13 protein-coding genes are annotated in these 24,129 nt (G+C 72.7%); 4 read left to right on the top strand and 9 right to left on the bottom strand.

What is annotated here, in order from left to right:
• Window position 1 precedes the first annotated feature (1 nt).
• Both AB0M54_RS37015 and AB0M54_RS37010 read right to left on the bottom strand, forming a co-directional pair.
• Window positions 2-1,558, bottom strand: coding sequence for an NAD(P)-binding domain-containing protein (locus AB0M54_RS37015; protein ID WP_364476525.1), 1,557 nt, complete (start codon window positions 1,556-1,558; stop codon window positions 2-4).
• 10 nt (window positions 1,559-1,568) lie between these two features.
• Window positions 1,569-3,047 carry an aromatic amino acid ammonia-lyase gene (locus AB0M54_RS37010; RefSeq protein WP_364476523.1) on the bottom strand — a complete coding sequence of 493 codons (1,479 nt, stop codon included), beginning with the start codon at window positions 3,045-3,047 and terminating at the stop codon, window positions 1,569-1,571.
• A gap of 62 nt (window positions 3,048-3,109) precedes the next feature.
• On the opposite strand from AB0M54_RS37010, the gene AB0M54_RS37005 reads away from it, so the two are divergent.
• Both AB0M54_RS37005 and AB0M54_RS37000 read left to right on the top strand, forming a co-directional pair.
• Window positions 3,110-4,639, top strand: a complete 1,530-nt coding sequence (locus tag AB0M54_RS37005; protein WP_364476521.1) for an NAD(P)-binding domain-containing protein — start codon at window positions 3,110-3,112, stop codon at window positions 4,637-4,639.
• Window positions 4,632-5,975, top strand: coding sequence for an AMP-binding protein (locus AB0M54_RS37000; protein ID WP_364476519.1), 1,344 nt, complete (start codon window positions 4,632-4,634; stop codon window positions 5,973-5,975). The genes AB0M54_RS37005 and AB0M54_RS37000 overlap by 8 nt, the downstream gene beginning before the upstream one ends.
• A gap of 27 nt (window positions 5,976-6,002) precedes the next feature.
• Here the strand turns inward: AB0M54_RS37000 and AB0M54_RS36995 are convergent, their stop codons facing one another.
• The gene (locus AB0M54_RS36995) at window positions 6,003-6,581 is read right to left on the bottom strand and encodes a hypothetical protein (protein ID WP_364322803.1); all 579 of its coding nucleotides are present in this window, start codon (window positions 6,579-6,581) and stop codon (window positions 6,003-6,005) included.
• A 149-nt stretch (window positions 6,582-6,730) separates the two neighbouring features.
• Between AB0M54_RS36995 and AB0M54_RS36990 the strand changes: the two genes are divergently transcribed.
• Together AB0M54_RS36990 and AB0M54_RS36985 are read left to right on the top strand one after the other, a co-directional pair.
• Window positions 6,731-7,204, top strand: coding sequence for a DUF3592 domain-containing protein (locus tag AB0M54_RS36990; RefSeq protein ID WP_364322800.1), 474 nt, complete (start codon window positions 6,731-6,733; stop codon window positions 7,202-7,204).
• A gap of 1,036 nt (window positions 7,205-8,240) precedes the next feature.
• Entirely contained in the window at window positions 8,241-11,705 is a 3,465-nt protein-coding gene (locus tag AB0M54_RS36985; RefSeq protein ID WP_364476517.1) for a phosphatidylinositol-specific phospholipase C domain-containing protein, read from the top strand.
• Window positions 11,706-11,724: 19 nt separating this feature from the next.
• Here AB0M54_RS36985 and AB0M54_RS36980 read toward each other — a convergent pair whose 3' ends face one another.
• Genes AB0M54_RS36980 through AB0M54_RS36955 form a run of 6 tightly spaced genes read right to left on the bottom strand, consistent with a single transcriptional unit; the run spans window position 11,725 to window position 24,098 of the window.
• Window positions 11,725-13,716 (bottom strand): hypothetical protein, encoded by a 1,992-nt coding sequence (locus AB0M54_RS36980; protein WP_364476515.1) that lies wholly within the window; start codon window positions 13,714-13,716, stop codon window positions 11,725-11,727.
• Window positions 13,713-14,864, bottom strand: a complete 1,152-nt coding sequence (locus AB0M54_RS36975) for a VWA domain-containing protein (RefSeq protein ID WP_364322791.1) — start codon at window positions 14,862-14,864, stop codon at window positions 13,713-13,715. The genes AB0M54_RS36980 and AB0M54_RS36975 overlap by 4 nt, the downstream gene beginning before the upstream one ends.
• On the bottom strand, window positions 14,861-17,233 hold the full coding sequence (locus AB0M54_RS36970) for a DUF5682 family protein (protein ID WP_364476513.1): 2,373 nt from the start codon (window positions 17,231-17,233) through the stop codon (window positions 14,861-14,863). The genes AB0M54_RS36975 and AB0M54_RS36970 overlap by 4 nt, the downstream gene beginning before the upstream one ends.
• Before the next feature lie 3 nt (window positions 17,234-17,236).
• Window positions 17,237-18,346, bottom strand: a complete 1,110-nt coding sequence (locus AB0M54_RS36965; RefSeq protein WP_364322781.1) for an AAA family ATPase — start codon at window positions 18,344-18,346, stop codon at window positions 17,237-17,239.
• Window positions 18,343-20,505, bottom strand: a complete 2,163-nt coding sequence (locus tag AB0M54_RS36960; protein ID WP_364476511.1) for a DUF4132 domain-containing protein — start codon at window positions 20,503-20,505, stop codon at window positions 18,343-18,345. The genes AB0M54_RS36965 and AB0M54_RS36960 overlap by 4 nt, the downstream gene beginning before the upstream one ends.
• Window positions 20,502-24,098 (bottom strand): DUF4132 domain-containing protein, encoded by a 3,597-nt coding sequence (locus AB0M54_RS36955; protein WP_364476509.1) that lies wholly within the window; start codon window positions 24,096-24,098, stop codon window positions 20,502-20,504. The genes AB0M54_RS36960 and AB0M54_RS36955 overlap by 4 nt, the downstream gene beginning before the upstream one ends.
• Window positions 24,099-24,129: the final 31 nt, after the last annotated feature.

The following is a 24,129-nucleotide window of genomic DNA, read 5'->3' as shown; positions in this document are numbered from 1 at the left end:
CTCAGCCCTCGGCGCCGGTGAGGCACCGCCGGACAAACTCGACCAGGGGTTTGACGTGCACCTCGGGCCGGTTCCACTCGTTCTCGAGGTTCTCGGCGAGGTGGTGGGTGGCGACGAGCACGCCCTCGCGGTGGTAGCGGACGACCGGGTGCAGGTAGGCGGCGTCGTGCGCCCGGCTCGCGTCGTCCTGGGAGATCCGGTTGATCGTGACGTCGAACGGGTCGACCTGGTCGTGGCCGGGCCCGTACTCGAGGGTCACCGCGAAGGCGTGGTCGTACTCGTGGTCGGCGGTCATCAGGCCGGTCTCGGTGAAGTACGAGACCGGCACCTCCTCGTGATAGCGCGCCTCTTCGCGGGAGACGGTCACGACATCGGCGAGTACGCCGAACTGCTGCCACAGCCCCGAACTGCGGTTCACCCGCTCGACGATGGACTCGGTGATCGCCTCCGGCATTGGGTCATGGGTGGCGGACGGCCAGGGCCGATTGGCGTACCTTCGATTGAGGATTTTGTGGAGCGCGCGCACCGCATAGCGGAAGCCGTGGACGAAACCGCTGGTGGATTTCTTGAAATCGCGTTCCTGGCTGATCGTGCCGGCGAAGAACAGGCCGGGCACGTTGACCGATTCCCATTCGGGCGTCTGCGCCGGGAAACGGTCGTTGATGGCCAGCTGCGGGCGGCAGGACTCGTCGAAGATCGACGCGTCGAACGCGAATCCGGTGCACGCCAGCACCCGGTCGTAGCGCAGTTCCTTCAACACTTCGCCGGAACGGGTGAAACCGAACGTCACCAGGAAACCGTCGCCGTCCCGCTCGATGTTGCGGACGTGGCCGTCGAGCACCGCGTTGGCCGATTTCAGTTGATACGTGTCGAGGAAATTGTTGTTCACGGCCCGGAGATGGCCGACGTAATGGGTGCGCCAGGCCATCCGCACCGAATGCGGGCCGGCCACATGGATCAGCGTGGTCGTCTCCATCAGCGCGTCGGCGGTCTCGAAGGCCGAGTTGCCCTTGCCGATGATCAGCACCCGCTGATCGAGGAAGTCCCGCGGGTCCACCGACATCTCGGTGTACTTCTCGGCCAGCCCGAAACCGGGGATGCCGGGCTCGTAGGCCTTCGAGACGCCGGTGGCGACGATGACGCGGCGCGCCTCGATCTCGTCGTTCACCACGAACACGTCATCGCGGCGGGCGATCTTCGTGACCCGGGTCTGGTAACGGACCTTCACGCCGGTCTTCGCGGCGAAATCGGCCAGGTACCGCACCATCACGTCGGCGTCCGGGAAATAGCGTTCGGTGTATCCGGTGAATCGCAGCGCCGGGTCGTCGCTGAGCAGCGAATTCCAGTCGAGCCGCAGGTTCAGCTCGGGGTCGTCGGATCCGGTGTGCGGTTTGTTGATGGAAATGAGCTGCCGGTGCCGCGGGAAACGCGTGAAGAACGCCCCCGGCCGGTCGGCGCCCTCCAGCACCAGATAGTCGCTTCGCCCTTCGGCCTCCAGCTGTGCCGCGAGCTGGAGGCCGGCCGGCCCGGCCCCGATGATCAGATAATCGACCGTCACGATCGGGACGCTAGGGCGCGTCTCTCAGAGAAATTTCAGCCGCCGTGCGCACATCGGCCTCCAGCGGACGGTCCGGGTCGATCGGCGGGATCGCCTCGGCCAGGCGGTCGTGGAGCGCGGCGCAGGCCGGCGCGGTGGGCCGGCGGGCTCCGGCGTGTACGGCCTGCCGGAGCCCGAGGGCCAGCGAGCCGGCGATCAGCCGCAGCAGCCCGGCCTGATCCAGCGCGCGCAGGGCGCCCTGCGTCCCGAGCGGCACCACGTCCTGGTTGTGCAGGTTGGTCGGCACGCTCTGCATGCTGGCCGGCAGCGCGTCCCGGCGGATCTCGGTGATCAGCGCGGTCGACGCGAGCTGCACGCCCTGCAGGCCGTGCTGGCGGCCCGGACCGGCGGCCAGCATCGGGGGCAGGCCGGTGTTGCGGTGCGGGTCGACGAGCAGGTCGAGCTGGCGCTCGGCGAGGTTGCCGAGCTGGGCGATGACCATCGTGAGCAGGTCGGCGGCGAAGGCGGCGGGCTGGCCGAAGAAGTTGCCGCCGTGCAGGACCGCGTCGTCGCCGGGGAAGAACAGCGGGTTGTCGCTGACCGCGCCCAGGTCGGCGGCGACGACGGCGTCGATGTGCCGGAGGGCGTCCTCGGCCGCGCCGAGCAGCTGCGGGGTGCAGCGGATGCTGTACGGCTCCTGGAGCGGCCTCGTCCCGCTCGGTTCCACCCCGCGGAGAAATTCGCGCATCTGCCCGGCCACGTGCGCCGCGCCGGGATGGTTGTAGCGCGCGATCAGTCGTGCATCAAGGAACTGCGGGTCACAGCCCAGCAGGTCGGTCAGAAGCGCGGTCAGGTGTTGCAGGGCGTGATGGATCTTGCGCACCTCGATCAGGGCGAGCCCGAGCGCGGCCGTCGTCACGGACGTGCCGTTGACCAGGGCGAGCGCGTCGCGACCGTCCAGTGGCAGCGGGGTCAGGCCCGCGTCGGCCAGGGCCTCGGCGGCCGGCTTGCGCTCGCCGTTCAGGTACGCGTGACCGCGCCCGCGCAGCGCCTGGGCGGCCGCGCCGAGCGGGATCAGGTCCCCGCTCGCGCCCACCGAGCCGTAGCGCGGCATGGCCGGGGCGAACGTGGTGCCCAGCATCGCGATCAGCGCGTCGATCACGTGCGGCGAGACGCCCGACGCGCCCTGGGCGAGCGACCACACCCGGATCAGCATCGCCGCCCGGGCCACCGCCGGCGGCAGGTCCGGGCCCTGGCCCGCGCCCAGGTGCGCGAGCGTGTTGTCGGCCTGGTCGGCGAGGTCGGCCCGGCCCGCGTACCCGACCAGCGCTCCGAAGCCGGTGGTGGCGCCGTAGACCGCGCGGTCGTCGCCGAGCGCCTTGCTCAGGAACTCCCGCGAGGCGGCCACCCGGTCGCGAACCTCGGGGCCGGCCGTCACCGTGACCGGAGCGGCCGCCGTGGCCAGCAGATCGGCGGTGAGCGGGGCGCCGAGATCGATCTGTGTCGTCATGGCCGCACGCTAGACACGGTTTCTCAGAACGCTCTGATCTGCGCCGAATACGGTCCGTGCGCATGACCCACGAGTACGTGATCATCGGCGCCGGTCCGGCCGGGCTCCAGCTCTCCGCCCAGTTCCAGCGGGACGGCCGGGACCATGTGGTCCTCGAGGCCGGCGCGTCGGCGGGCACGTTCTTCCAGACGTATCCGCGGCACCGGCAGCTCATCTCGATCAACAAGATCCACACCGGGTCCGCGGATCCCGAGTTCAACCTGCGGGCCGACTGGAACTCGCTGCTCACCGATGATCCGGCCAAGCTGTTCGGGCGCTACAGCTCGCGCTACTTCCCGGCCGCCGACGACCTCGTGCGCTACCTCGCCGACTTCTCCCGCGGGCTGCCCGTCCGCTACCACACCCGCGTCACCAAGATCGCTCGTCGCGACGACGTGTTCGTCCTGAACGACGAGATCGAAGCGCGCCGGGTCGTCGTCGCCACCGGGGTCTCCCAGCTCTACGTCCCGGCGGACATCCCGGGCATCGAGCTGTGCGAGCGGTACGACACGTTCGACACCGACCCGGCCTCGTTCACCAACCAGCGGGTGCTGATCATCGGCAAGGGCAACTCCGGTTTCGAGACCGCCGACGCGCTGGTCGAGCATGCGGCGGTCATCCACGTCGCCGGCCCGCACTCGGTCCGGCTGGCCTGGCAGACCCACTACGTCGGCCACCTGCGGGCGGTGAACAACAACTTCCTCGACACCTACCAGCTCAAGTCGCAGAACGCGGTCCTCGACGGCACCATCGAGGAGATCACCGCACGCTCCGAGGGCGGCTTCCGGATCCGGTTCCGCTACGCCCGGACGGTCGAGGCGACCCGGGAGATCGAGTACGACCGGATCATCGCGTGCACCGGTTTCCGCTTCGACGCGTCCATCTTCGACCCGTCGTGCCGTCCGACCCTGGTCATCAACGACCGGTTCCCGGCCCAGACCTCCGCGTACGAGTCGGCGAACGTGCCCGGCCTCTACTTCGCCGGGACGCTCACCCAGCAGCGCGACTTCAAGCGGTCGACCAGCGGCTTCATCCACGGCTTCCGGTACGGCGTACGCGCGCTGTCCCGGATCCTCGACCAGCGGCACCACGACACGCCATGGCCGGCGCGCCCGCTCGACGCCACGCCGGAGGCGATCACCGACGCGATCATCGCCCGGATCAACGTGACGTCGGCGCTGTGGCAGCAGTTCGCGGTCCTGGCCGACGTGGTGCGGTTGTCCGCTCCGGCGTACCTGGAAGAAGTGCCCGTGGCGTACCTGAAGGAGGGCGGTCTCGGCGACGGCCCGGTGCTCGCCGTGACCCTGGAGTACGGTCCCGACCACGACCAGGTCGACCCGTTCGACATCACCGTCCCGCGGATCGCCGAGAACGACGCGACCGCCGCCCACGACGCCAGCTACCTGCATCCCGTGGTCCGCCTCCATCGCGACGGCCGGGTGCCGGCCGAGCACCACCTGGCCGAGAACCTGGAGAACCACTGGAACCTGCCCGCCGTCCACCACCAGCCGCTGGCCCAGTTCGTGAAGGCCGTGCTGGCCGACCATGTCTGACCTGCTGGACCTGCTGACCCCGGCGGCACGGCCGGTCTTCGAGCACCGGGGCCGATCGGTCACCGCCGGCGAGATGCTCGCCATGACCGGCCGCATCGCCACCGGCCTGCGCGCCGCCGGCATCGGCCCCCGCACCGGCGTGGCGGTCCGGCTCGGCGTCCATCCCGCGGCGTTCGCGGCCCTGCTGGCCTGCTTCGCGTCCGGCGCGCGCGTGGTCGGCGTACGCCCGGGCCTCGCTCTCGACGAGTCCGACATCCTCCTCGACGAGGAACGCCTGGCCTCCCTGCTGTCCCACCCCGACCAGGGAATCCACGTCGCGGCGCGCCCGTCCGACATCGCCCGCGTCATCCTGACCAGCGGCAGCGCGGGAAAACCGAAAGGCTGCATGCAGACGTACGCCGGGATGAGCGCCGGGTGGGCCGCCAGCCCGTCCCGCTGGCCCGCCGCCGTCCAGGACCTGGCCACCCGCCTGGACCGCTTCCTGGTCTTCGGCTCCCTCAACAGCCAGGTCATGTGGGAGTACGCCACCCTGACCCTGGCCGCCGGCGGCACCCTGGTCACGGCCGACCCGCCCGGCCTCCCCGGCGCGGCCGTCCGCCACCGGGCCACGGCCCAGGTCATCACCGTCGGCAAGCTGAACCAGCTGGTCCGCGCGGCCCCGCCGTCGGTCGGCCCGCTCCGCGCCCTCCTGGTCTCCGGCTCCCCCCTCGACCCGGCCCGCCTGGCCGCGGCCCTCGACTTCCTGGGCCCGATCGTCTTCCACGGCTACGGCCAGACCGAAACCGGCATGATCAGCATGCTGACCCCGTCGGAAACCTCGCACCTGGACACCGTCGGCCGCCCGCCCCCCATGGTCACCACCCAGATCCGCGACGGCGAACTGTTCGTGAAGACCCCCGCCCAGGCCGTCGGCTACCGGAACGACGCGGTGGAGACCGCCGCGGTGTTCCAGGACGGCTGGGTCCGCACCCGCGACCTGGCCACCCTCGACGACCAGGGCTACCTGCGCCTGAACGGCCGCACCCGGGACGTCATCATCGTGCACGCCACCCTGGTCTACGCCGTGCCGATCGAGCGGGCCCTGGCCGCCCACCCGGCGATCGCCGAGGCCTACGTGGCCGGCGCCCCCGACGAGGACACCGGCGAGGCGGTCCACGCCTTCATCGTCCCCGCGACCCGCCCCGTGCCGCCTCTCCCCCAGCTGCGCGCCTGGGTGACATCCCACCTGAGCGAGGCCGCCGCCCCCGCCACGGTCACCGTCATCGACGAGGTCCCCCTGACCGCCACCGGCAAGCCCGACAAGCACGCCCTCCTCAGATCGATCACCAACAATTAGGCGCCGCTCAGCTTCCCGCCGTACCCCTCAGAGCTTCTTGCCGCAGGCGTAGCCGCCCTCGGGCACGCCCGCGAGGTTCCGCCCCAGGGAGAACGACTGATCGGTGCCCCGGGGACAGGGCTTCGGTGAGATCTGCGTCAGTCTGAACTGGGGCGTGCCGTCGGAACCGTCGCACGGGACCTCGTCGATGGACTCGCCGTCAACGTTCACGCAATCCCCGGTGTCGATGGTTCCGCCGCCTTCGCCCGGGTCACCCGGGTGAGGCGCCTTGAGGTTGCGTGCACAGAAGTAGCCGAGCGTCTTGCTCCCCGGCTGGCTCAGCGCCAGGTCGGTCCGCGGCGGGCAGTCCGGCGTCAGGCCGAAGCGCTGGTTGCCCTCGGCCGTGCTCACCTTCGTCACCTGGGCCTGCGCTTCCGGTGCGGAGCAGGCTGCCTTGTGCCAGCTTCCGCCGGCCTCGGAGACACAGTCCGAGACCTGGAGCGGCGTGGAGTAGTCAGGCGGTCGTACCGGAGCCCCCGGCGCACCGCCGTGCTCCACTTCGATGCCGACACTGCAACCGGACAGCAGGATCAGTACGACGCCGACGACACCCGCCCAGACCCGCACATCGTCCTCCCCGGACCGCTGACACCACCTTATCGACGCCGCGCCCCGGAGTGAATCCCCGGCGGCCGTCCAGCGTCTACGGTTGATGGAAGAAGCCCTGATGCGCCATCCTCATTGCGCCGGCATCGCCATAGGCAGGTGACACGCACATGACACCGACCACGATCACGGTTCACTACCTGAACCTGCTGCCGGCCCTGCTGGTCAGCGCCATGGTGACCGTGATCAGCGCGCGCACGCTGCGCCGCACTCAGCGACTGCGTCATCACGGCATCGCGACTCAGGCACGAGTGCTCACCTCCACGGTCCTGGACGCCAATGTGGAGTATCCACCGAAACGCGCCGTCGACGTGGCGTTCCGCACCTCCGCCGGCCGGGACGTCACCACGACCGTCAAGTTCCGCGCCGACCGCTACACCGCCACCAGTGACCTCATTCCCTTGCGTTACGACCCGGACGTTCCCGAGTCGGCCATGCTGGACGTGGGTGCACGCCCTGGTCTGCGCGAGGTCCGTTTCAGCGTCCTGGGTATCGTGCTGGCCGCGCCCGTCGCCGTTCTCATCACGGGCGTGCTGCTCATCGAAACCGCGATGGTGGCCCTGGCTCCGTTGATGAACCGCTGACGTCCCTCACGTCGGCGCCCCGCCCTCACGTCGGTACCCCGCCCCCACGTTGTGCCCTCCCCGCGTCGTGCCTGCTCCCGCTGGGCGCCGGGCCTCGCGCTGGTCATGGGCTGAGCCGGGTTGCCAGGCGCCCGGGCTGCCCACTCACCCTCGCTGCCGCCCCTCACCCCCGCTGCCCGGCACCGGTGGCGGGTCCTGACGGTGTCCGGGCGGACGACGCCGTGTTGCCCTACCACCGTCCGTGGCAGTGGTAGGCCCCGACGGTATCCGGGGCCGTAACGCCGGGCTGTTCTACCACTGTTCGTGACGGTGGTAGACCCGCGACGTCACACCGCCCGCGGCCCTGCGACTACGCGGCTCGGCAGGGAGAGTCAGCGGCGGCAGGGAGGGCGAGCGGGCGCCTGGTGCCTCTGAAGCTCCATTCACGACCAGCGCGAGCGGCGTCGGCGCAGACCTCCACCCGGAAACGTCTCTAACGCCGCCGAAGCCGTCGCCGCACGTGGCATCGCCTGAGGACGTCAGGGGGCCGGATCCGCAAGAAGTGGAGCCGCATCGAGGCCGATCGAAAGATAAACGCGGCGCACCGCCGCCGCCCCCGCCCTCTGGGTGGGCGATTAACGTATCGCGCGAATCCGGCGATCACGCCGTTGTCCACAGGCGGAGGGGCGTGATTCAGGCCGCATTAACGCCCGGGGCGTTCAGGCTGATCTCGGGGTCGTCCGGCGACCACCGGACGAGGCGCTGGTTCACCTCGGGACAGAGGTACGCCGTGTGACCCGGCGTGGCGAGCCGCCTGGTTCTGTCGCGCAGCGACGAAGGGTGACCCCTCACGCACGTCGCCGGGAGGGTGGCCGCGGAAGCGGAGCGTGCGGCCGCCCGGACGGGCCCTCGGCGGGAGCGACGGTCGGCACCACGCACCCGGCTACGACATCGCGATTTTGACCTTTGTGGGGAAAGACCCTCTAAGATCGATGATTGTCCATATGTGACATGCGTCGAGCACAGGGGGAACCCCTTGCCAAGAGCCCGGCTTCTGATGGCCGCCGCGACCACCCTGCTGATCACCGGCGGCACGCTCGTGGTGACCGGCGGCGCGGCCCAGGCCAACGAGTACTACAACAGCATCGAGAGCGCCTCGCCGGCCAACGTCGACTGGATGAGCCGGGTGCCGGGTGACACGAACCTGGCCCGGCTCTCGGTGCCGGGCACGCATGACAGCCTGGCGCTGTGCGGATATTCGGGTGACGGCGGCGACACCTGCGACCCGCTGACCACCAGCGTCACCAAGACGCAGGAGAACCACGGCTACAGCGCGGCGACGCTCAGCACGCAGTTCGACGCGGGTGTGCGGGCCATCGACATCCGGGTGCGGGTCGACAAGGGGGACGCGGGGGTCAGCTTCACGGTTCACCACGGCACCTACTACCAGTGGGCGAACTTCGCCGATGTGCTGACCCGGGCGCGGGACTTCCTGGCGGCGCATCCTCGCGAGACGATTCTGCTGCACCTCAAGGCCGAGTGCACCGGCGAGACCGGGTCGTGCGACGACGCGGGGGGCTACGGGAACGACGAGTGGCGGCTCAAGACGCTGCGGTCGTACCTGGAGGGCAAGGCGTACACGGGCGAGGGTGACGAGTCGCAGCCGGCCACGAACTGGAGCAGCCTGTTCTGGGGGCCGTCGGTGACCGGCGCCGGCCAGGCCGACATCCCGGCGCTGGGTGAGACGCGCGGGAAGATCGTGCTGATGGGCTACCGCGGGGTGCAGGGCGGGATCTATTCGGGGTACGGGCTGAGGCAGCCCTACCCGGGCGGCGGCTCCAACGGCGAGTGGGTGCAGGACGACTACCAGGTCGATCAGATCGACGACATCGACGACAAGTGGGAGAAGGTCCGCACCCACCTGCGGAAGACCAACGGCGTCTGGGACCTGCACCGGCCGGGCGAGCGGGAGCACGTCTACGAGCCGGATTCGATGTACGTCAACTACACCAGCGGCTCCGGGTCGGGCGCGCACCCGTTCACCGTGGCCGGTGGCTCGCCGACCGCGAACGGGGTCAACGAGTTCCTGATCCAGTGCCTGCACGACACCGACGGGCGCTGCCCGGAGTTCTACCCGGGGCGGGCGGACAACTTCGGCGGTGAGCCGTCGATGGCTCGGACCGGCGTGGTGATGATGGACTTCCCGGGCGGCGGCCTGATCGACGAGATCGTCGAGCGGAACACCACCGGGCCCGACCCGGTGGACGACAACGGTGGCGTCGGCGATCCGATGGAGCAGCACCCGGGCGGTGACGACGGCGGCACACGGCCGGGCGCCTCCGGTGACTGCCGGCCCGACGGCCTGGCCACCACGCCGGGGGTGTCGGTGCCGTACTGCAAGATCTATCAGAGTGACGGCCGGGAGTGGCTCGGCCAGGGCCGCAGCCGCCGGGTCGTGGCGTATTTCAACGGCGGGCGTACGGGGGCCGACGGCACGCCGCACTATCTGGTCAAGAACATCCCGTGGTCGAAGGTCACGCACCTCAACTACGCGTTCGCCACGGTCGACGGCAACCGCATCTCGGTCGGGGCGGGCGGCGCCAACAACCCGGCGATCGGCATGGAGTGGCCGGGTCAGACCGGCGCCGAGATGGACACCTCCCTGCCGTACCGCGGGCACTTCAATCTGCTGACCAAGTACAAGCGCCTTCACCCGCGGGTGAAGACGCTGATCTCGGTCGGCGGCTGGGCCGGGTCGGGCGGCTTCTACGCGATGACCACCAACACCGACGGCACGGTCAACCAGGGCGGGATCGACACGTTCGCCGGCTCGGTGGTGGACTTCCTGCGTACCTATGGTTTCGACGGGGTGGACATCGACTTCGAATATCCGACCGTGCTCGACGACACCGGCAACCCGTCCGACTGGCCGGCCGCCAACCCCCGGCGGCGCGGGCTGCCCACCGGCTACACCGCGCTGATGAAGACGCTGCGTGACTCACTGAACCGGGCCTCGGCCGCGGACAACCGGTACTACCAGCTCACGTCGGCCTCGTCGGCGTCCGGCTACCTGGTGCGCGGCATGGCCAACCAGACCGCGCTCGACCACCAGGACTTCACCAACCTGATGGCGTACGACTACCACGGCACCTGGAACGACGTGGTCGGCCCGAACGCCGCGGTGTTCGACGACGGCCGTGACCCGGAGCTGGCCGACCAGTACTCGACGCCCGAGTACGGCGGGATCGGCTACTTCAACACGAGCTGGGCTCTCAAGTACATGCGCGGCGCGCTGCAGGCCGGCCGGGTCAACGTCGGCGTGCCGTACTACACGCGCGGCTGGAAGAGCGTCACCGGCGGCACGAACGGCATGTGGGGCAGCTCGGTCAAGACCGGGTGCGAGCCGGGTACGGGGATCCGGCGCCCGTGCGGCGACGGCGCGATCGGCATCGACAACATCTGGCACGACGACACGTCGAACGGCGGCGAGCTGGGCTCCGGCACCAACCCGTTGTGGCACGCCAAGAACCTCGAGAGCAACATCCTTCCGCGGTACGCCCGGGCGGTCGGCCTGGATCCGGACGGCGACGCGGCCGACCGGCTGAGCGGCCGGTACACGCGGTTCTGGGACAACACCACGAAGACGTCCTGGCTGTGGAACGGCGCCAAGAAGGTGTTCCTGTCCACCGAGGACGAGCAGGGCATCGACGCGGTCACCGACCTGGTCCGCTCGACCGGCGCCGGCGGCGTGATGATGTGGGAGCTGGGCGGCGACTACGCCTGCCCGTCGACGGTGGACGCCGCGCATCCGTGCGGCATGGGCTACACGCTGACCACCCGGCTGAACGAGAAGCTGGGCAACAGCGGCGCCTTCGACATGAGCCTGCGCACCGGGAGCGCCGGCACCGCACCCGCGGTGACCGCGAACATCAGCGTGGACCTGGTCGACTACCCCACCCAGACGGCCAACCTGTGGCCGTTGCAGCCGACCGTCCGGGTCACCAACAACACCGGCCGCACGCTGGGCGGCGGCAAGGACACGGTCCTGTCGTTCGACCTGCCCGCCTCCACGTCCCCGCTGGTCAAGGATGCCAACTGGCAGACCGGCGAGCAGGGCGGCCAGTGGCGGCTGACCGCCGGCCCGACCTTCCACCGGGTCAGCACCACGCTCGACTACTGCCAGATCATCCCGTCCGGCCGGACGCTGGACCTGCCGATCATCTACTTCCTCCCGGTGACCGGCCCGGTCAACACCAGCCTGTCGATCGGCGGCACGGCCTACGCGCCGGTCACCGACAACCTCAAGGGCCTGGGCGCCGCGACCCCGCCGGCCGGCGGATGCAACGCCCCGAACTGGGACTCGGCCAAGGTCTACGACCCCTCGACCCAGACCGTCGAGCAGACCACGGTCAAGTACAACGGCAAGGTCTGGCGGGCCAAGTGGTGGACCCAGGCCAACATCCCGGGTACGGGCGCCGACGCCGACCACGAGCCCTGGAAACTCATCGGCCCGGCCGGCTGACCGCCGCCGCCGAGCTGCGTCAACGCAGCTCGGCGGCCAGGCCTGTGCGGAGGTAGGCGTCGACCCAGGCGGAGATGGCCGGGTCGCCCGGATCGGGACCGAGTCGCGCCGCCAGCCCCTCGACGGCCTCGCCCGAGCGGCGCAGACCCAGCGTGGTCAGCCGCCCGGACACGGACCGCAGCCGGTCGGCCATCGTGGACGGTGCGTGCCGCAGCCCTCGGTGGGCCACCTCGGCGAGCAGCGCCACCGCCTCGTCGAGCACCTGCCCGAGCGGATCATCCGTGGCGCCGGCCCGGTCCTGCGGGTCGGAGCCACGGTCGGCCGGCGCCAGGTCGGGCACCACGACGCCGTCGGCCAGCGCGAACCCGAGCGGGTCGATCAGCAGGCCGCCCCCGCCGCGCCGCACCGTGCCGGACACGAACCGCACGTCGCCGCCCAGCGCCGCGGCCATGCTGTCCAGCCGGCCCGGCACGCACGACTCGTGGGTCGCCGAGATCACCGCGGTCGCGCCGGCCGCGTCCTCGATCACCGCGTCGAGCCGCTGCGCGCCCGCGGCGTAGCCGACCGACCGCACCGACGCCACCGGGATCACCCGCACCAGCTCGGCCCGCACCCGCGCCCGGACCGGCCGGGGCGGCAACGCGTCGAGCTCGGCCGCGAGGGCGGTCAGGTCGCCGGCGATCAGCGCCGGCGGCAGGTGTTGCCAGGCGCCGCGGGACGCCATCGCCTCGGTCCGGCTCAGCCGGCGCGCGCCCAGCCGCACCGCCCGGCTCGCGCTGCGCGCCGCCGACTCGGTCACCACCGCCCCCGACGCGAGCATCCCGACGGTCACCCCGGCGACGCGGCGCGCGGCGAGTTCGGGGCCGGTCTCCGCCGACTCGTACGCCCGCCGCAGCACCAGCACGGTGGCACTGTCGGCGTGGGCCAGGAACAGGTCGACGAACCGCTCGTCCCCGGCCGCCGTGACCCGGGCGCCCAGCCCGTCCAGCCGCGCCCGGCGCAGCGGGGTCTCGGCCGCCTCGTCCGTGCCGAGCACCCGCGACCGCAGCCCCGAGCCGCCGCCGGTCACCGCCCGGTGCCGCGCGACCAGTTCGGCCAGATGGTCGGCGAGCGCCTCCGGCCGGTAGCGGGCGCTGCGTTCGCGGTAGGCCTCCAGCTGCCCGACCAGGTCGTCCACGGCGAGCAGGGGCCAGCGCATCCGCGCGGCGTCGAGCTCACGGCGTACCCGGGCGATCTCGGCGACCGGCCCCGCACCCAGATGGACCGCGCCCTCCCGCAGCACCACCCCGGCCAGCGCGACCGCCGCGTCCAGCGCGGGCCCACCGGCCGGTGTCGCGCCACCACCCACCTGCACCTGCGCGTCGGCCTGCCCCGGGGCCGTCGCGTCGGCGGCCCGGAAGGCCCACACGGCCAGCGCGATCACGTCGTCGCGCACCCCGGCGACGGCATCGGTGCGGGCGAAACCCAGGTCCTTGGGTACGAGGAACCGCACCGTCGCCGTGGGCAGCTCCACGCTGGGCACCGGATCGGCCGGACGCCCGCGATGGACCCGGGCCACGAACCCGGTCGCCTCGAGCCGCCGGGCCGCCGCCATCATCCGCTCCCCGAGCCGCGCCACCAGCTCGTCGTCGGTGAACTCCCCCGGCGACCAGCCCGAGGTCGCGGGAAGTCCGGCCCCCGCGACTTCCGCCGTCGGTTCCGCCGCGCTTGCAGCACTTGCAGTCGGGCCATCGGGGGCCGCATGCGCCGGATCCCGGTGATACGCCAGGACGAGGCCGACCACGTGGCGGCAGGTGGTCACCGCGCCGCAGCCGCACGCGCCACCGTCCAGTCCGCCGGTCGGCAGCGACGTGGTCACGCCGTCCGGGAAGACGGCGCAAACCGTCCCGTCGTCGTCCTCGGTCAGCGTCGGCGCGGCCCGTTCCAGCTCGCGCACGGCCCGCTTGACCAGCCCGCGGTTGGTCAGCTCGGCCAGCGTCGCCTCGGTCAGCGCCAGCAGGTCGGGCCTCACCGGGTCACCTGCTCGGCCACGAACGCCGCCAGCTCGCCCGGCGTCATCGCACCCACCGACGCCCCGACGTTGACCAGCCGCTGGGCCATGTCCCGGTCGTACACCGGGCCGGCCTGCTCGTCGAGCGCCGCCAGCCCGAGCACCTTCGTGCCCTGCTCGACCATCTCCCGCACCGTCCGGACCAGCGACGACGCCGACCCGCCCTCGTAGAAGTCGCTGATCAGCGCCACGATCGTGCGCCGCGGCCGCTCGATCAGGCTAGCGCCGTAGCGGACCGCTCGCGCGATGTCCGTACCCCCGCCGAGCTGCACCTTCATCAGGAGCTCGACCGGGTCGTCGACCTCGCTGGTCAGGTCGACGACCTCGGTGTCGAAGGCCACCAGATGGGTACGGACGCCCGGCAGCCCCCACAGGCAGGCCGCCGTGACGGCCGAGTGGATCACCGAGTCGACCATCGACCCGGACTGGTCGACGAGCAGGATCACCTGCCACTGCTCGACGTGCCGGCGGGTCCGCGAGAAGAAGTGCGGCGTCTCGATGTAGAGCCGCCGCTCATCCGGCCGGTAGTGCCCGAGGTTGGCCCGCAGCGTCCGGGTGATGTCGAAGTCGCGCGCCTGCTTCCACCGGCTCGGCCGCCGCGCCCGCGCCCCGGTGAACGCCGCCCGCACCTCGGTGGCCATCTTGGCCAGCAGGTCGCGCACGACCGCCTCGACGATGCGCCGGGCCAGCCGCAGCACCTCCGGGTTCATCAGGTGCTTGGTCTGGAGCACGGCCCGCAGCAGGGACGGGTTGGGTTCGATGGTCTCCAGCACAGCCGGATCGGTGACGATGTCGTTGATCTGGTAGAGCTCGACCGCGTCCCGCTGGAGCCGCTCGATGGTCTCCTTCGGGAAGAGCCGGTTGATGTCGTTGAGCCAGTCCACCGTGGTCAGCACCGACGGCCCGTCCCCACCTTCCTTCCCGCCGGCGTCGCCTCGATTTCCGCCGGAACCGCCCTGCCGCACGTCGCGCCGGTCGTGCTCGCCGTCGCGCCCGTAGAGCCAGCTCAACGCCGCGTCCCGGGCCGCCCCTTCGGCCCCGAGCCCGCCCATGGCCGAGGCCGGCGCCCCCAGCACGAGCCGCCACCGCTCCAGATCCGCGTCGGTCATGGCTGAGCCCCCGTCTCACTGATCAGCCCGGCGTCGTTGACTGCTCCGGCCCCACGAATCAGGCCGGCGTCGCTGACCGGCCCGGCCTCGCGCATCAGCCCGGCCTCGCGTAACAGCTCGTCGACGCGCTCGTCGAGCCGCATGCCCGCCGCCACCACGGCCGGGTCGGCCACGGTCCGGAGCAGGCTCCGCGCGCTCCCGCCCAGCCCGCGCCGGGCGAGCAACCGCTCCGCGATCGCTTCCCGTTCACGCGGCGGGAAGAACTCGAACGCCTGCCGCAACGCCGGCAACGCCACCAGGAAGTCCTCCACCCCCAGGCCGGTCAGCAACTCGTCGAGCAGCCCGATGACCTCCTCCCGTTCGAGCACCTCCTCGCGGGCCAGCGCGAAGAGGCCGGCCAGCCAGTCCCCCACGGTCGCGGCCACGAAGGCGCCACGCACGCTCCGGAGCGGATCGAGGTCGCTTCCGGGCAGGTCGGCGAGGGCCAGGTCGGCGAGCGCCCACTGCAAGCCGAAGGTCGCCCCGCGCAGGTCGGGCGGCGCGTCCGCGTCGGCCGAGACCCGGGCCGCGGTCTCCAGCGCCCCCGGGACGTCCAGGGACAGCTCCCGCCCGGCGTGGCGAAGGGCGTCCCGGCAGGCGGCCAGCGCCACGATCCGGCCCAGATCAGCCGGCGCCGAGCTGCCCCGCACGCCCTCGGCCAGCCACAGCACGCGGCGCACGGCCGCCGTCACCACGCGACCGAGCACCGCGCTGCGCGTCGTGCCGAACACCCCGTCGTGCCGCCACATGGTCAGGATCACGGCCAGCATCCCGCCCAGCGGACCGAGCTCGGGCGCGCCGTTCACGCCCGCGTCGATGTCGGCCAGGGCCTGGTCGGAGACGTCGGTCAGGCCGGCCAGGGCGGCGTCGAACAGGACCGTGGCCAGGGCGGCGACGTCACGACCGGCCATCGCGGCGCGTTCGGCCAGAGCCGCGGCGGCGGCGTCGGCCAGGGTGGCGCCATGCGCGCCGGCCTCGATCACCGCGGTGATGCGGCCCGGGTCGGGACGCAGCGCCCAGCGTTCGCGCAGCTCCGGGTCGAGGCCCACGGACGGGCCGGCGGTCCGGGTGAAGCCGGGCACCTTGAGCACCCGGACCCGGTGCAGGATGACGCTGCGGGCCCGCTGCTCGGCCCGGGTCAGGTCGAGGTCGAGATCGGCGTCGCCGTCCAGGCCGGCCCGGGCGAGCTCGGCGTCGAGGTCGTGGACCAGGGGCGGCGCGGGCGTGCCGGGGTGCAGGCGGCCGACGCGGCTCCCGCTGAGCGCGGCGACCATCTCGACCACGACCGGGTGGCTGCCGGCTCTCAGGGCGCCCCGGGAGGACCACGGCAGGGGTACGTCCAACGCCTCGTTGACCAGCGCCGACGCGAGCCCGTCGAGCACGTCGGCCCGGGCCGGGTGCTGATGCCCGCGGACCATGGCGAGCCCGTCCGCGGTGGCCCGGGCGGCGATCAGGTCGGCCGTGGAGACCGGCTGTTTCCGCTCCCGCAGCCGCCCGGCCACCGCCTCGACGAGATGCATGGCCGCCCCGGCCGCGCCCGATTCCCAGAGCTCCTGGTAATACCCGGGCGACGGCATCCCGGACTGGTAGCCGTCGAAGGCATCGAGCCGCCGGAACGAGTACGGCACCAGGTAGCTTCCGCCCAGTGCCCCGGCGGGCAGCCGCGGCACCGAAGGCCACGCGGGGTCGCCGGCGGCGGAGAGGGTGACCAGCGCCGGCCGGTGGAAGCCGCCGGTCACCACGACGACGTGCCGCTCACCGGCCTCGGCGGCCGCCGCGCGCACCCAGGACGCCATGTAGGCCTCACGCGCGGTGTCCGACTCGCCCGCCGCCGACTCGCCCCGGACCAGGTCGAAGTAGGTCGCGAGCCGCTCGGCCAGCCCGTCGCGCGGCGCGATCTCGACGAGGTGGTCCCACAGGACGTCCACGTTGTCCACGTCGAAGCTGCGGCACAGGCGCTCCATCACGTCGGCGTAGCGCAGCTCGGCGTCGGCGTAGCGGTTGCTGCGCCCGGCGAAGGCCGGATGCCAGGCGGGCAGATCGATGAACTTCACGTCCGCGCCGGCCCGCGAGCCGTGGGTCAGCGCCACCCATTCCGGCGAGTAGTCGCAGAACGGCGCCCACGAGCCGTGCCGCCGTTCGTCGTCGCGGTAGCTGGTGAACACCGCGACCGGCAGCTCGTGGCCGAGCAGCAGCTCGCCGATCCGGTCGTTGAGGTCGGCGGGGCCCTCGATCAGCACGTATGCGGGCCGCAACTCGTCGAGCGTCTCGGCGACCAGGCGCGCGCACGCGGGGCTGTGGTGGCGGACCCCGATGAAGGTGACCGGCACGGCTCAGCCCGGGAGCAGGTGTCGCGCCCGGCGCAGCGCCTGCCACTGCTCGCCGGTCCGCCAGTCGACCTGCTGGGACAGGTAGCGGCGGAGCTTGGCCAGGTCGTCCGGGTTGTCCTTGGCGGCCGTGCCGGCGATGCAGGCGACCACGTCCTCGGCGCTGCCCGGTTCGCCGCGCAGGAACCAGCCGCGCAGGCCGACCGCGTGCGCGACGGACACCGCTTCGGCCGTACTCATCACCGACGACAACCGCTCCATCGAGTCGCCCCGCGTGGTCTCACCGGTCCGCAGCTCGCGGAACGTGGTGACCAGCACCTCGAGGACGTCCCGGCGCGGCTCGGCGGTGACCCCGGACCGCCGCAGCAGCCTGGTCGCCTCGTTGGCCACCAGCGACAGCTCGGTGTCGAAGTCGGCGATCGGGAACACCGTCTCGAAGTTGAACCGCCGCTTCAGCGCCGAGCTCATGTCGTTGACGCCGCGGTCGCGGGTGTTCGCCGTGGCGATGATGTTGAAGCCCTCACGGGCGAAGACCATCGCGTCCGGCCCGGTCAGCTCGGGAATCGCCAGCACCCGGTCGGACAGCGGGGAGAGCAGGCAGTCCTGCACCTCCAGCGGGCACCGGGTGATCTCCTCGAACCGCACCGTGCGCCCCTCGGCCATCCCGCGCAGCAGCGGCGCCGGCACCAGCGACCGGGTGGACGGGCCGTCGGCGACCAGCAGCGCGTAGTTCCAGGAGTACCGGATCTGGTCCTCGGTGGTCGCCGCGCCACCCTGGATGGTCAGCGTGGAGTCGCCGCTGACCGCCGCGGCCAGCAGCTCGGACAGCAGCGACTTGGCCGTGCCCGGGTCGCCGACCAGCATCAGCCCGCGGCTGGTGGCCAGCGAGATCAGCGCCCGGTCGATCAGCGACGGGTCGCCGACGAACTTGCGGCTCACGCCCAGCCGGTCGTCACCGACCACGAACCGGCGGGCGGCCTGCACGCTGAGCGCCCAACCGGGCGGCCGGGCGGCGGTGTCGGCGGCCCGCAACCGGGCCAGCTCGTCGGCGTAGCGCACCTCGGCCGGCGGCCGCTGCACCTCCCCGGCCGGCGCGGTGACCTCGATCTTGCTCATTTGCTGACCTCCGTGAGGTGGCGGATGACGTCGGAGAGGGTGACCGGGTCGAGCGTGGTGACCGGGCGGCGCCCCTGCACGGGGTCGGCCAGGTGGATCTCCCCGAAGGTGGTGGCGCCCATCGACACGACCACCGCGCGCCGCCCGGCCAGGTCGAGGACGATCGCGTCGCGGTCCCGCCGCCAGCCGCGGTACTCCAGGTTCTGCACCTCGCCGAGCCAGAACGGGGCGCCCTCGAAGCGGAGGAGCCGGCCGGCCGCGACCTCCTCGGCCGTGGGCGTGAAGGTCTTGCGGCCGAGCTGCGCGAACGGCTGCAGGATCTCGTAGTCGGCCAGCACCTCGGACCAGTCGGGCAGGCGGTCGCCGAGCTCCAGCGGGTGGGCGACGCCGACGATCGCGTCGTCGGCGATCGTGGTCTCGTCGTCCTCCACCGTGGCCAGGCTGCGGTCCTCGGCCACCCGGAACGCGGTGACCAGCGTGCCCGAGGCGTCGTAGACGCCCCAGACCAGGCGGCGGGTGATGTGCCGGAGCAGCGGGTGGTCGACCAGGACGCGGCGGAACTCGGCGGCGGGCCACCGGCGGCGTTTCACCATGGCGCGTTCCAGCCGCCGCAGCTGCTCGGTGGCGACCGTCCGCACCTCCTTCTTCAGCGTCACGAAGGTGCGGTGGGCCGCCGGCGCGATCTCGGGGTCGTCCTTGACCCCCGGTTTGGGCAGGGCCTTGAGATGTTTGCCGCCGGCATCCATGACGTACGGCCGGAGCTGCTCGTCGAATCCCACGGTGAACCGCCGGGGCCCGTAGTCGAGCGTCATCGTCCCGTCCGGGCTCAGGCCGAGGTCGGGCACCAGCCGGTCGGCCAGGTTCTCGGCGGTCAGCCCCAGACCGGCCGCCACCTCCTCCATCTTGGCCACGGCGGCCTGCTTGAGCCCGTGGAACGGGGCCTTCCGGGAGATCCGGTAGAGGTAGGTCAGGGCGACGTCGGACCCGATGGCGGCCAGCACCGAGACGCCGGTGACCGCCTTGGCGTGGTTGTTCCGGCCCGGCCACCACAGGATCATCGGCGTGAGCCGGCGCACCGTCTCGTCGTCGCCGAGCAGACCGAGCGCGTCCAGCGCCCAGTTCTCCCTGGCCGCGGCGCCGTGGCCGTCCCAGCGCAGGAACAGCTGCCAGGCGAACTCGGCCAGGCTCGCCCGGTCGAGGTCGGCGGCCACGATCTCCAGGCCTGCGTACGGGTCGTCGAGGCGGGAGCAGGCGACCATCTGGATCAGGTGCCCGACCGCCTCGCCGGGCAGGGCGCCGCCGCCCCGCAGCCGGACCGGCGGCAGCGCCGCGGGCGAGGCCCACTCCGGGACGGCGGGCATCCGGGCCGGCAACAGCGCCGCGCGGTCGGTCGCGAGCAACGTCTCGATCGCCGCCGCGGCCTCGGCCCCGTAACCGGCCGCGGCCGCGCGCACCGCGTCGCCGTGGCCGTCGTCGTGCAGCTCGAGCAGCGCCCGTTCGGCGTGGCGGCGCGGGGTGCCGGGCTTCCGCAGCGCGTTCGGGACCAGTGCCCGCGCGGCCGCGGCGGGGTGCCGCCCGAGCCACGCCCGCGCGACCCCGCGGAAGCTCTTCCGGCTCAGCCCCTCGGCCATCGCCTGGGCCAGGCCGGGCGACGAGAACGGGAGCACCAGGAAACCGAGGTCGGCGGGCCGGCGCCGGGCCGCGTAGAGCAGGGGCGGCAGCGCGTCCTGCTCGAACCGGGCGCCGACCCGTCGCAGCACGGCGGACCCGTTCTCGTCGGGCTCCGGGCGCCAGCCGGCCAGCATCGGCCGGACCACATCGTCCGGGCCGTGGACGAACAGCGTCGTCTGCTCGTCCCAGCCGGCCACGTCGCCGGAGACGCGGTTGGCCAGCATGTCCCATGAGCGGTGCACCGGGTCGTCGACCGGGTCGGCCAGCCACTCCTCGCGCTCGCCGTCGCCCCACTCGGCGATGGCCGGGTCGGCGCACTCCAGGCCGGCGATCACCACCGCCGTGGCCCGGCGGTCGCGCCACGGCGGGTCGGCCAGCAGCGGCGGCACCGCACCGGCCGGCGACGGGCCGGCCGGCGGCGAGCCGGGTGGCGGGCCGGATTGCGGCGGGCCGGATTGCGGCGGGACCGGGTTCGCCGCGGGGGTCACGTGGTCACCTCGGTCAGGTCGCGGATGACCTCGGAGACCGCGATGCGGTCGAGGGTCTCCAGCGGGAGCCGGCCGCCCCGCCGGTACCAGCGGTCGCTGCCGTCGGAGAGGAAGATCTCGTCGAGTTTCTGCTCGGGGAAGATGTCGATCGCGCCGATCGCGATGCCCGGGTCGAGCGAGACGACCACCGCGCGGTCCGAGGTCATGGCCAGCTCGATGTAGCCCTGGTGCCCGCCGTCCTGGGGTTCCTCGCGTTTCCAGCCGCGGCGTTCCAGCCCGATCACCTTGCCGGTCGGCACCGTGGCGCCCTCGAAGCGGGACAGCCGCCCGGCGTTGGCCTCCGCCGGCGTCAGCGCGAACGTCGAGCGGCCGAGCTGCGGGAACGGCTGGAGGATCTCGTAGTCGGCGAACACCTCGGCCCAGCCGGCCAGCGCGTCGCCCAGTTCCAGCGGGTGGACCACGCCCACGATCGCGTCGTCGGCCAGCTCGGTCTGGTCGTCGTCCACCGTGGAGAAGCTGCGGTCCTCGGCCACCCGCACCGCGCCGATCAGCGCGCCCGAGCCGTCGTAGCGTCCCCACACCAGGCGGCGGACGATGTGCCAGACCAGCGGATGCTCGACGAAGAGCCGCCGGAAGTCGCCGCCGCTCCACCGCCGCCCGGTGACCATCGCGCGTTCGAGCCGGCGCAGCTGATCGGCGGCGACCGTGCGCACGTCCTTCTTCAGGGCCGCGAACGCCTTGTAGGCGGCCGGCGCGAGCTCGGCGTCGTCCTTGACCCCCGGTTTGGGCAGGGCCTTGAGGTGTTTGCCGGCGGCATCGGCCACGTACGGCCGGAGCTGCTCGTCGAACCCGACCGTGAACCGCCGCGACCCGTAGTCGAGCGTCATGCTGCCGTCGGCGGCCAGCCCGAAGTCGGGCACCAGCCGGTCGGCGAGCTGCTCGGCGGTCAGGCCCAGCGCGGCGGCGACCTCGTCCATCTTCTCGCCCGCGGCCGTCTTGAGACCGCGGAACTTGGCCCGCTGGGCGATGCCGTGCAGGTGCATCAGGGCGACGTCGGTGCCGATGGCGGCCAGCACGCTCACCCCGGTGACCGCCTTGGCGTGGCCGCCCTCGCCGGGCCAGGCCAGGATCAGCGGGGTGAGCCGGCGGACCGTCTCGTCGTCGCCGACCAGCCCGAGCGCGTCGAGCACCCAGTTCTCCTTGCTGGTGGCCCCGAAGTTCTGCCAGCGCTGGAAGACACCCCAGGCGAACTCGGCCAGGCTCGCCGGATCGAGGTCGGCGGCGACGGCCTCGACGCCCGCGTAGGCGTCGTCGAGCCGGGACATGGCCAGCATCTGCACCAGGCCGGTGACCGCGTCGGCCGGCAGCGCGCCGGAGCCGTCACGGAGCAGCACCGGCGGCAGCAGTCCGGGCACCGCCCAGGCCGGGACCGGCGGCAGCCTGGCCGGCATCACCGACGTGGGATCCATGGCCAGCAACGTCTCGATCGCCGCGGCGGCCTCGTCGCCGTGCCCGGCCGCGGCCGTCCGCACGGCCTCGGTGTGACCGTTGCCGTGCAGGGCGAACAGCGCGTTCTCGGCCTGACGGCGGGCCAGGCCGGGCTTCTGGAGGGCGGCCGGGACCAGCGCCCGGGCGGCGGTCACCGGGTGGCGCAGCAGCCACGCCAGCGCGATGCCGCGGACGCTCTTGAGCCGCGCCCACCAGTCGGCCATCACCGGGGCGACCTCGGCCGCGGCGTACGGCAGGAGCACGTCCTTGGCGTCGGTCGGCGACCGCCGCGCCACGGCGAGCGCGGCGGCCAGCGCGTCGATCTCGAACCGGGCGACCGCGATCCGCATCCAGGAGGCCGCGTCCCAGGTCTCCCGGGGCCACCACTTCGCGATCGTGGGGCGGGCGATGGCGTCCGGCGCCTCGGCGATGAACAACCGCTGCTCCGACCAGTCGGACCGGCCGGCGAGCATGCGCCCGGCGATGTCGGCCCAGGAGCCCTCGCGGCCGCGGTGGTAGTGGTCGGGCTCGCGGAGCCACTCGTCCCGCTCGCCGTCGAGCCAGTGGATCGCCGGCGGGTCGGTGCACTCCAGCCCCGCGACGACGGCCGGCTTGACCGCCTTGGGCCGGTTGCGCCACGGCGGGTCGGCGAGCAGGCGCGGCACCGCACCGGCCGGCGCCTCGGCGACCGCACCGGCCGAGGTGATGGCCTCGACGCGGGCGGCGGCGGCCGGGCTGAGCTCGGGCCGGACCCGCTCGACAAGATCGGGGTGGGCCAGCACGTGCGCTCGGAGCAGGTCGGCCACGGTACGGTTGCCGGCCCCCTCGGCCAGCCACCGCAACGCCCGGGCCGGGAAGCGGGCGGCCGCGTCGGTCAGGGCCGGCGCCACGAACTTCTGGTCGGCGCGCTCGATCAGGCCCCGCATCACCTCGTCGCCGGGCAGCGCCGCGAGCACGGTCAGGATGCGCCGCTTGGCGTCCGAGTCGGCGTACTCCTCGGCGAACCAGGAGAACAGCGCGAACGCCAGGTCGGGCCCGAGGGCGTCGGCCAGCGTGGTCGGCAGGGCGAGCGTCCCGACGACCGGCCAGAACCGCGCCTCGGGCAGGAGCGCGACCAGCTGCGCCTTGGTGCCGACGGCGGCCAGCAGGAACATGGCGAGATAGGTGTCGTGATCGTGGACCGCGGCGGCGATGTCCTCCTCGACCCACCCGGTCTGGGTCGGCGCCAGCACCGAGGTGGCCGCGCGGGCATAGACGTGCCCGGTGCGGTACGCCGTGAGCGCGGCGACGACCTCGGCGTACTCCTCGTCGGAGGCCGAGGCCAGCGCGTGCCGCACCCGGAACGCGACGAGCATCGGACCGTCGATCCAGTGGCTGTGCCGGGTGTCGCCGGCCCGCATCTCGCGCACGACGGGCACGGCGGCGTCGGTGACCACCACGCTCATCGCGCGGACGGCCGCCTCGGCCGCGAACCGCAGCCCGTGCCGGGCGATCCAGTCGTCGGCGAACGCGCCCGCCCGCTCCCGGTCCTGCCAGTTCAGCGACACGGCGGCGACCCGCGCGGCGGACGACTCCACGTCGAGTGCCGACTCGCGGAACCGTCCCGACAGCTCGCTGACCGTCGCCCGCGCCTTGGGATCGGGCACGAACCGGCCCACCCCATGGCCGCCCCGCCGGGCAATCCGATGGCGATGCCACGCGGCCGGGAACACGAACGTGTCCTCGTCAACCGCCGGCGCGGCCGCCGCGGCGACGGCGGACGCGGGGACGGCAGGCGCGGAAGCGGCGTGCGCTGCGGCCGCGGGCTCAGAGGCGGCCGGCGCAACGGACTCCGGCGCGGCGGGCTCGGAAGCGGCGGGAGGCTCGGTGGCGGGAGCCGGCACGGCCGGGTCGGCGGAGGCGCTCGTCTCGGCGTACCCCTTGCGCAGTTTCTCGCCGATCAGCCTGGTCTCGTGCGCCTCGGCCGCACCGGTGTCATCGAAGGTCTTGATCTTGGTCTGCCCGTTCGTGCCGACCCGCCCGAACCGGACACCGACGTCGGAGCCGTCCCGCCAGATCTCCCAGAACTTCGCCGAGCCGCCCTCGATGAACTCGAAACTACGCATGCCTCATCCCCGTCTCGCCTTCCCCTGCTTC

The organism is Actinoplanes sp. NPDC051470, from assembly GCF_040682035.1.
In the GTDB taxonomy this organism is placed as follows: Bacteria; Actinomycetota; Actinomycetes; order Mycobacteriales; family Micromonosporaceae; genus Actinoplanes.
This window is presented reverse-complemented; position numbering and strand designations above follow the sequence as displayed.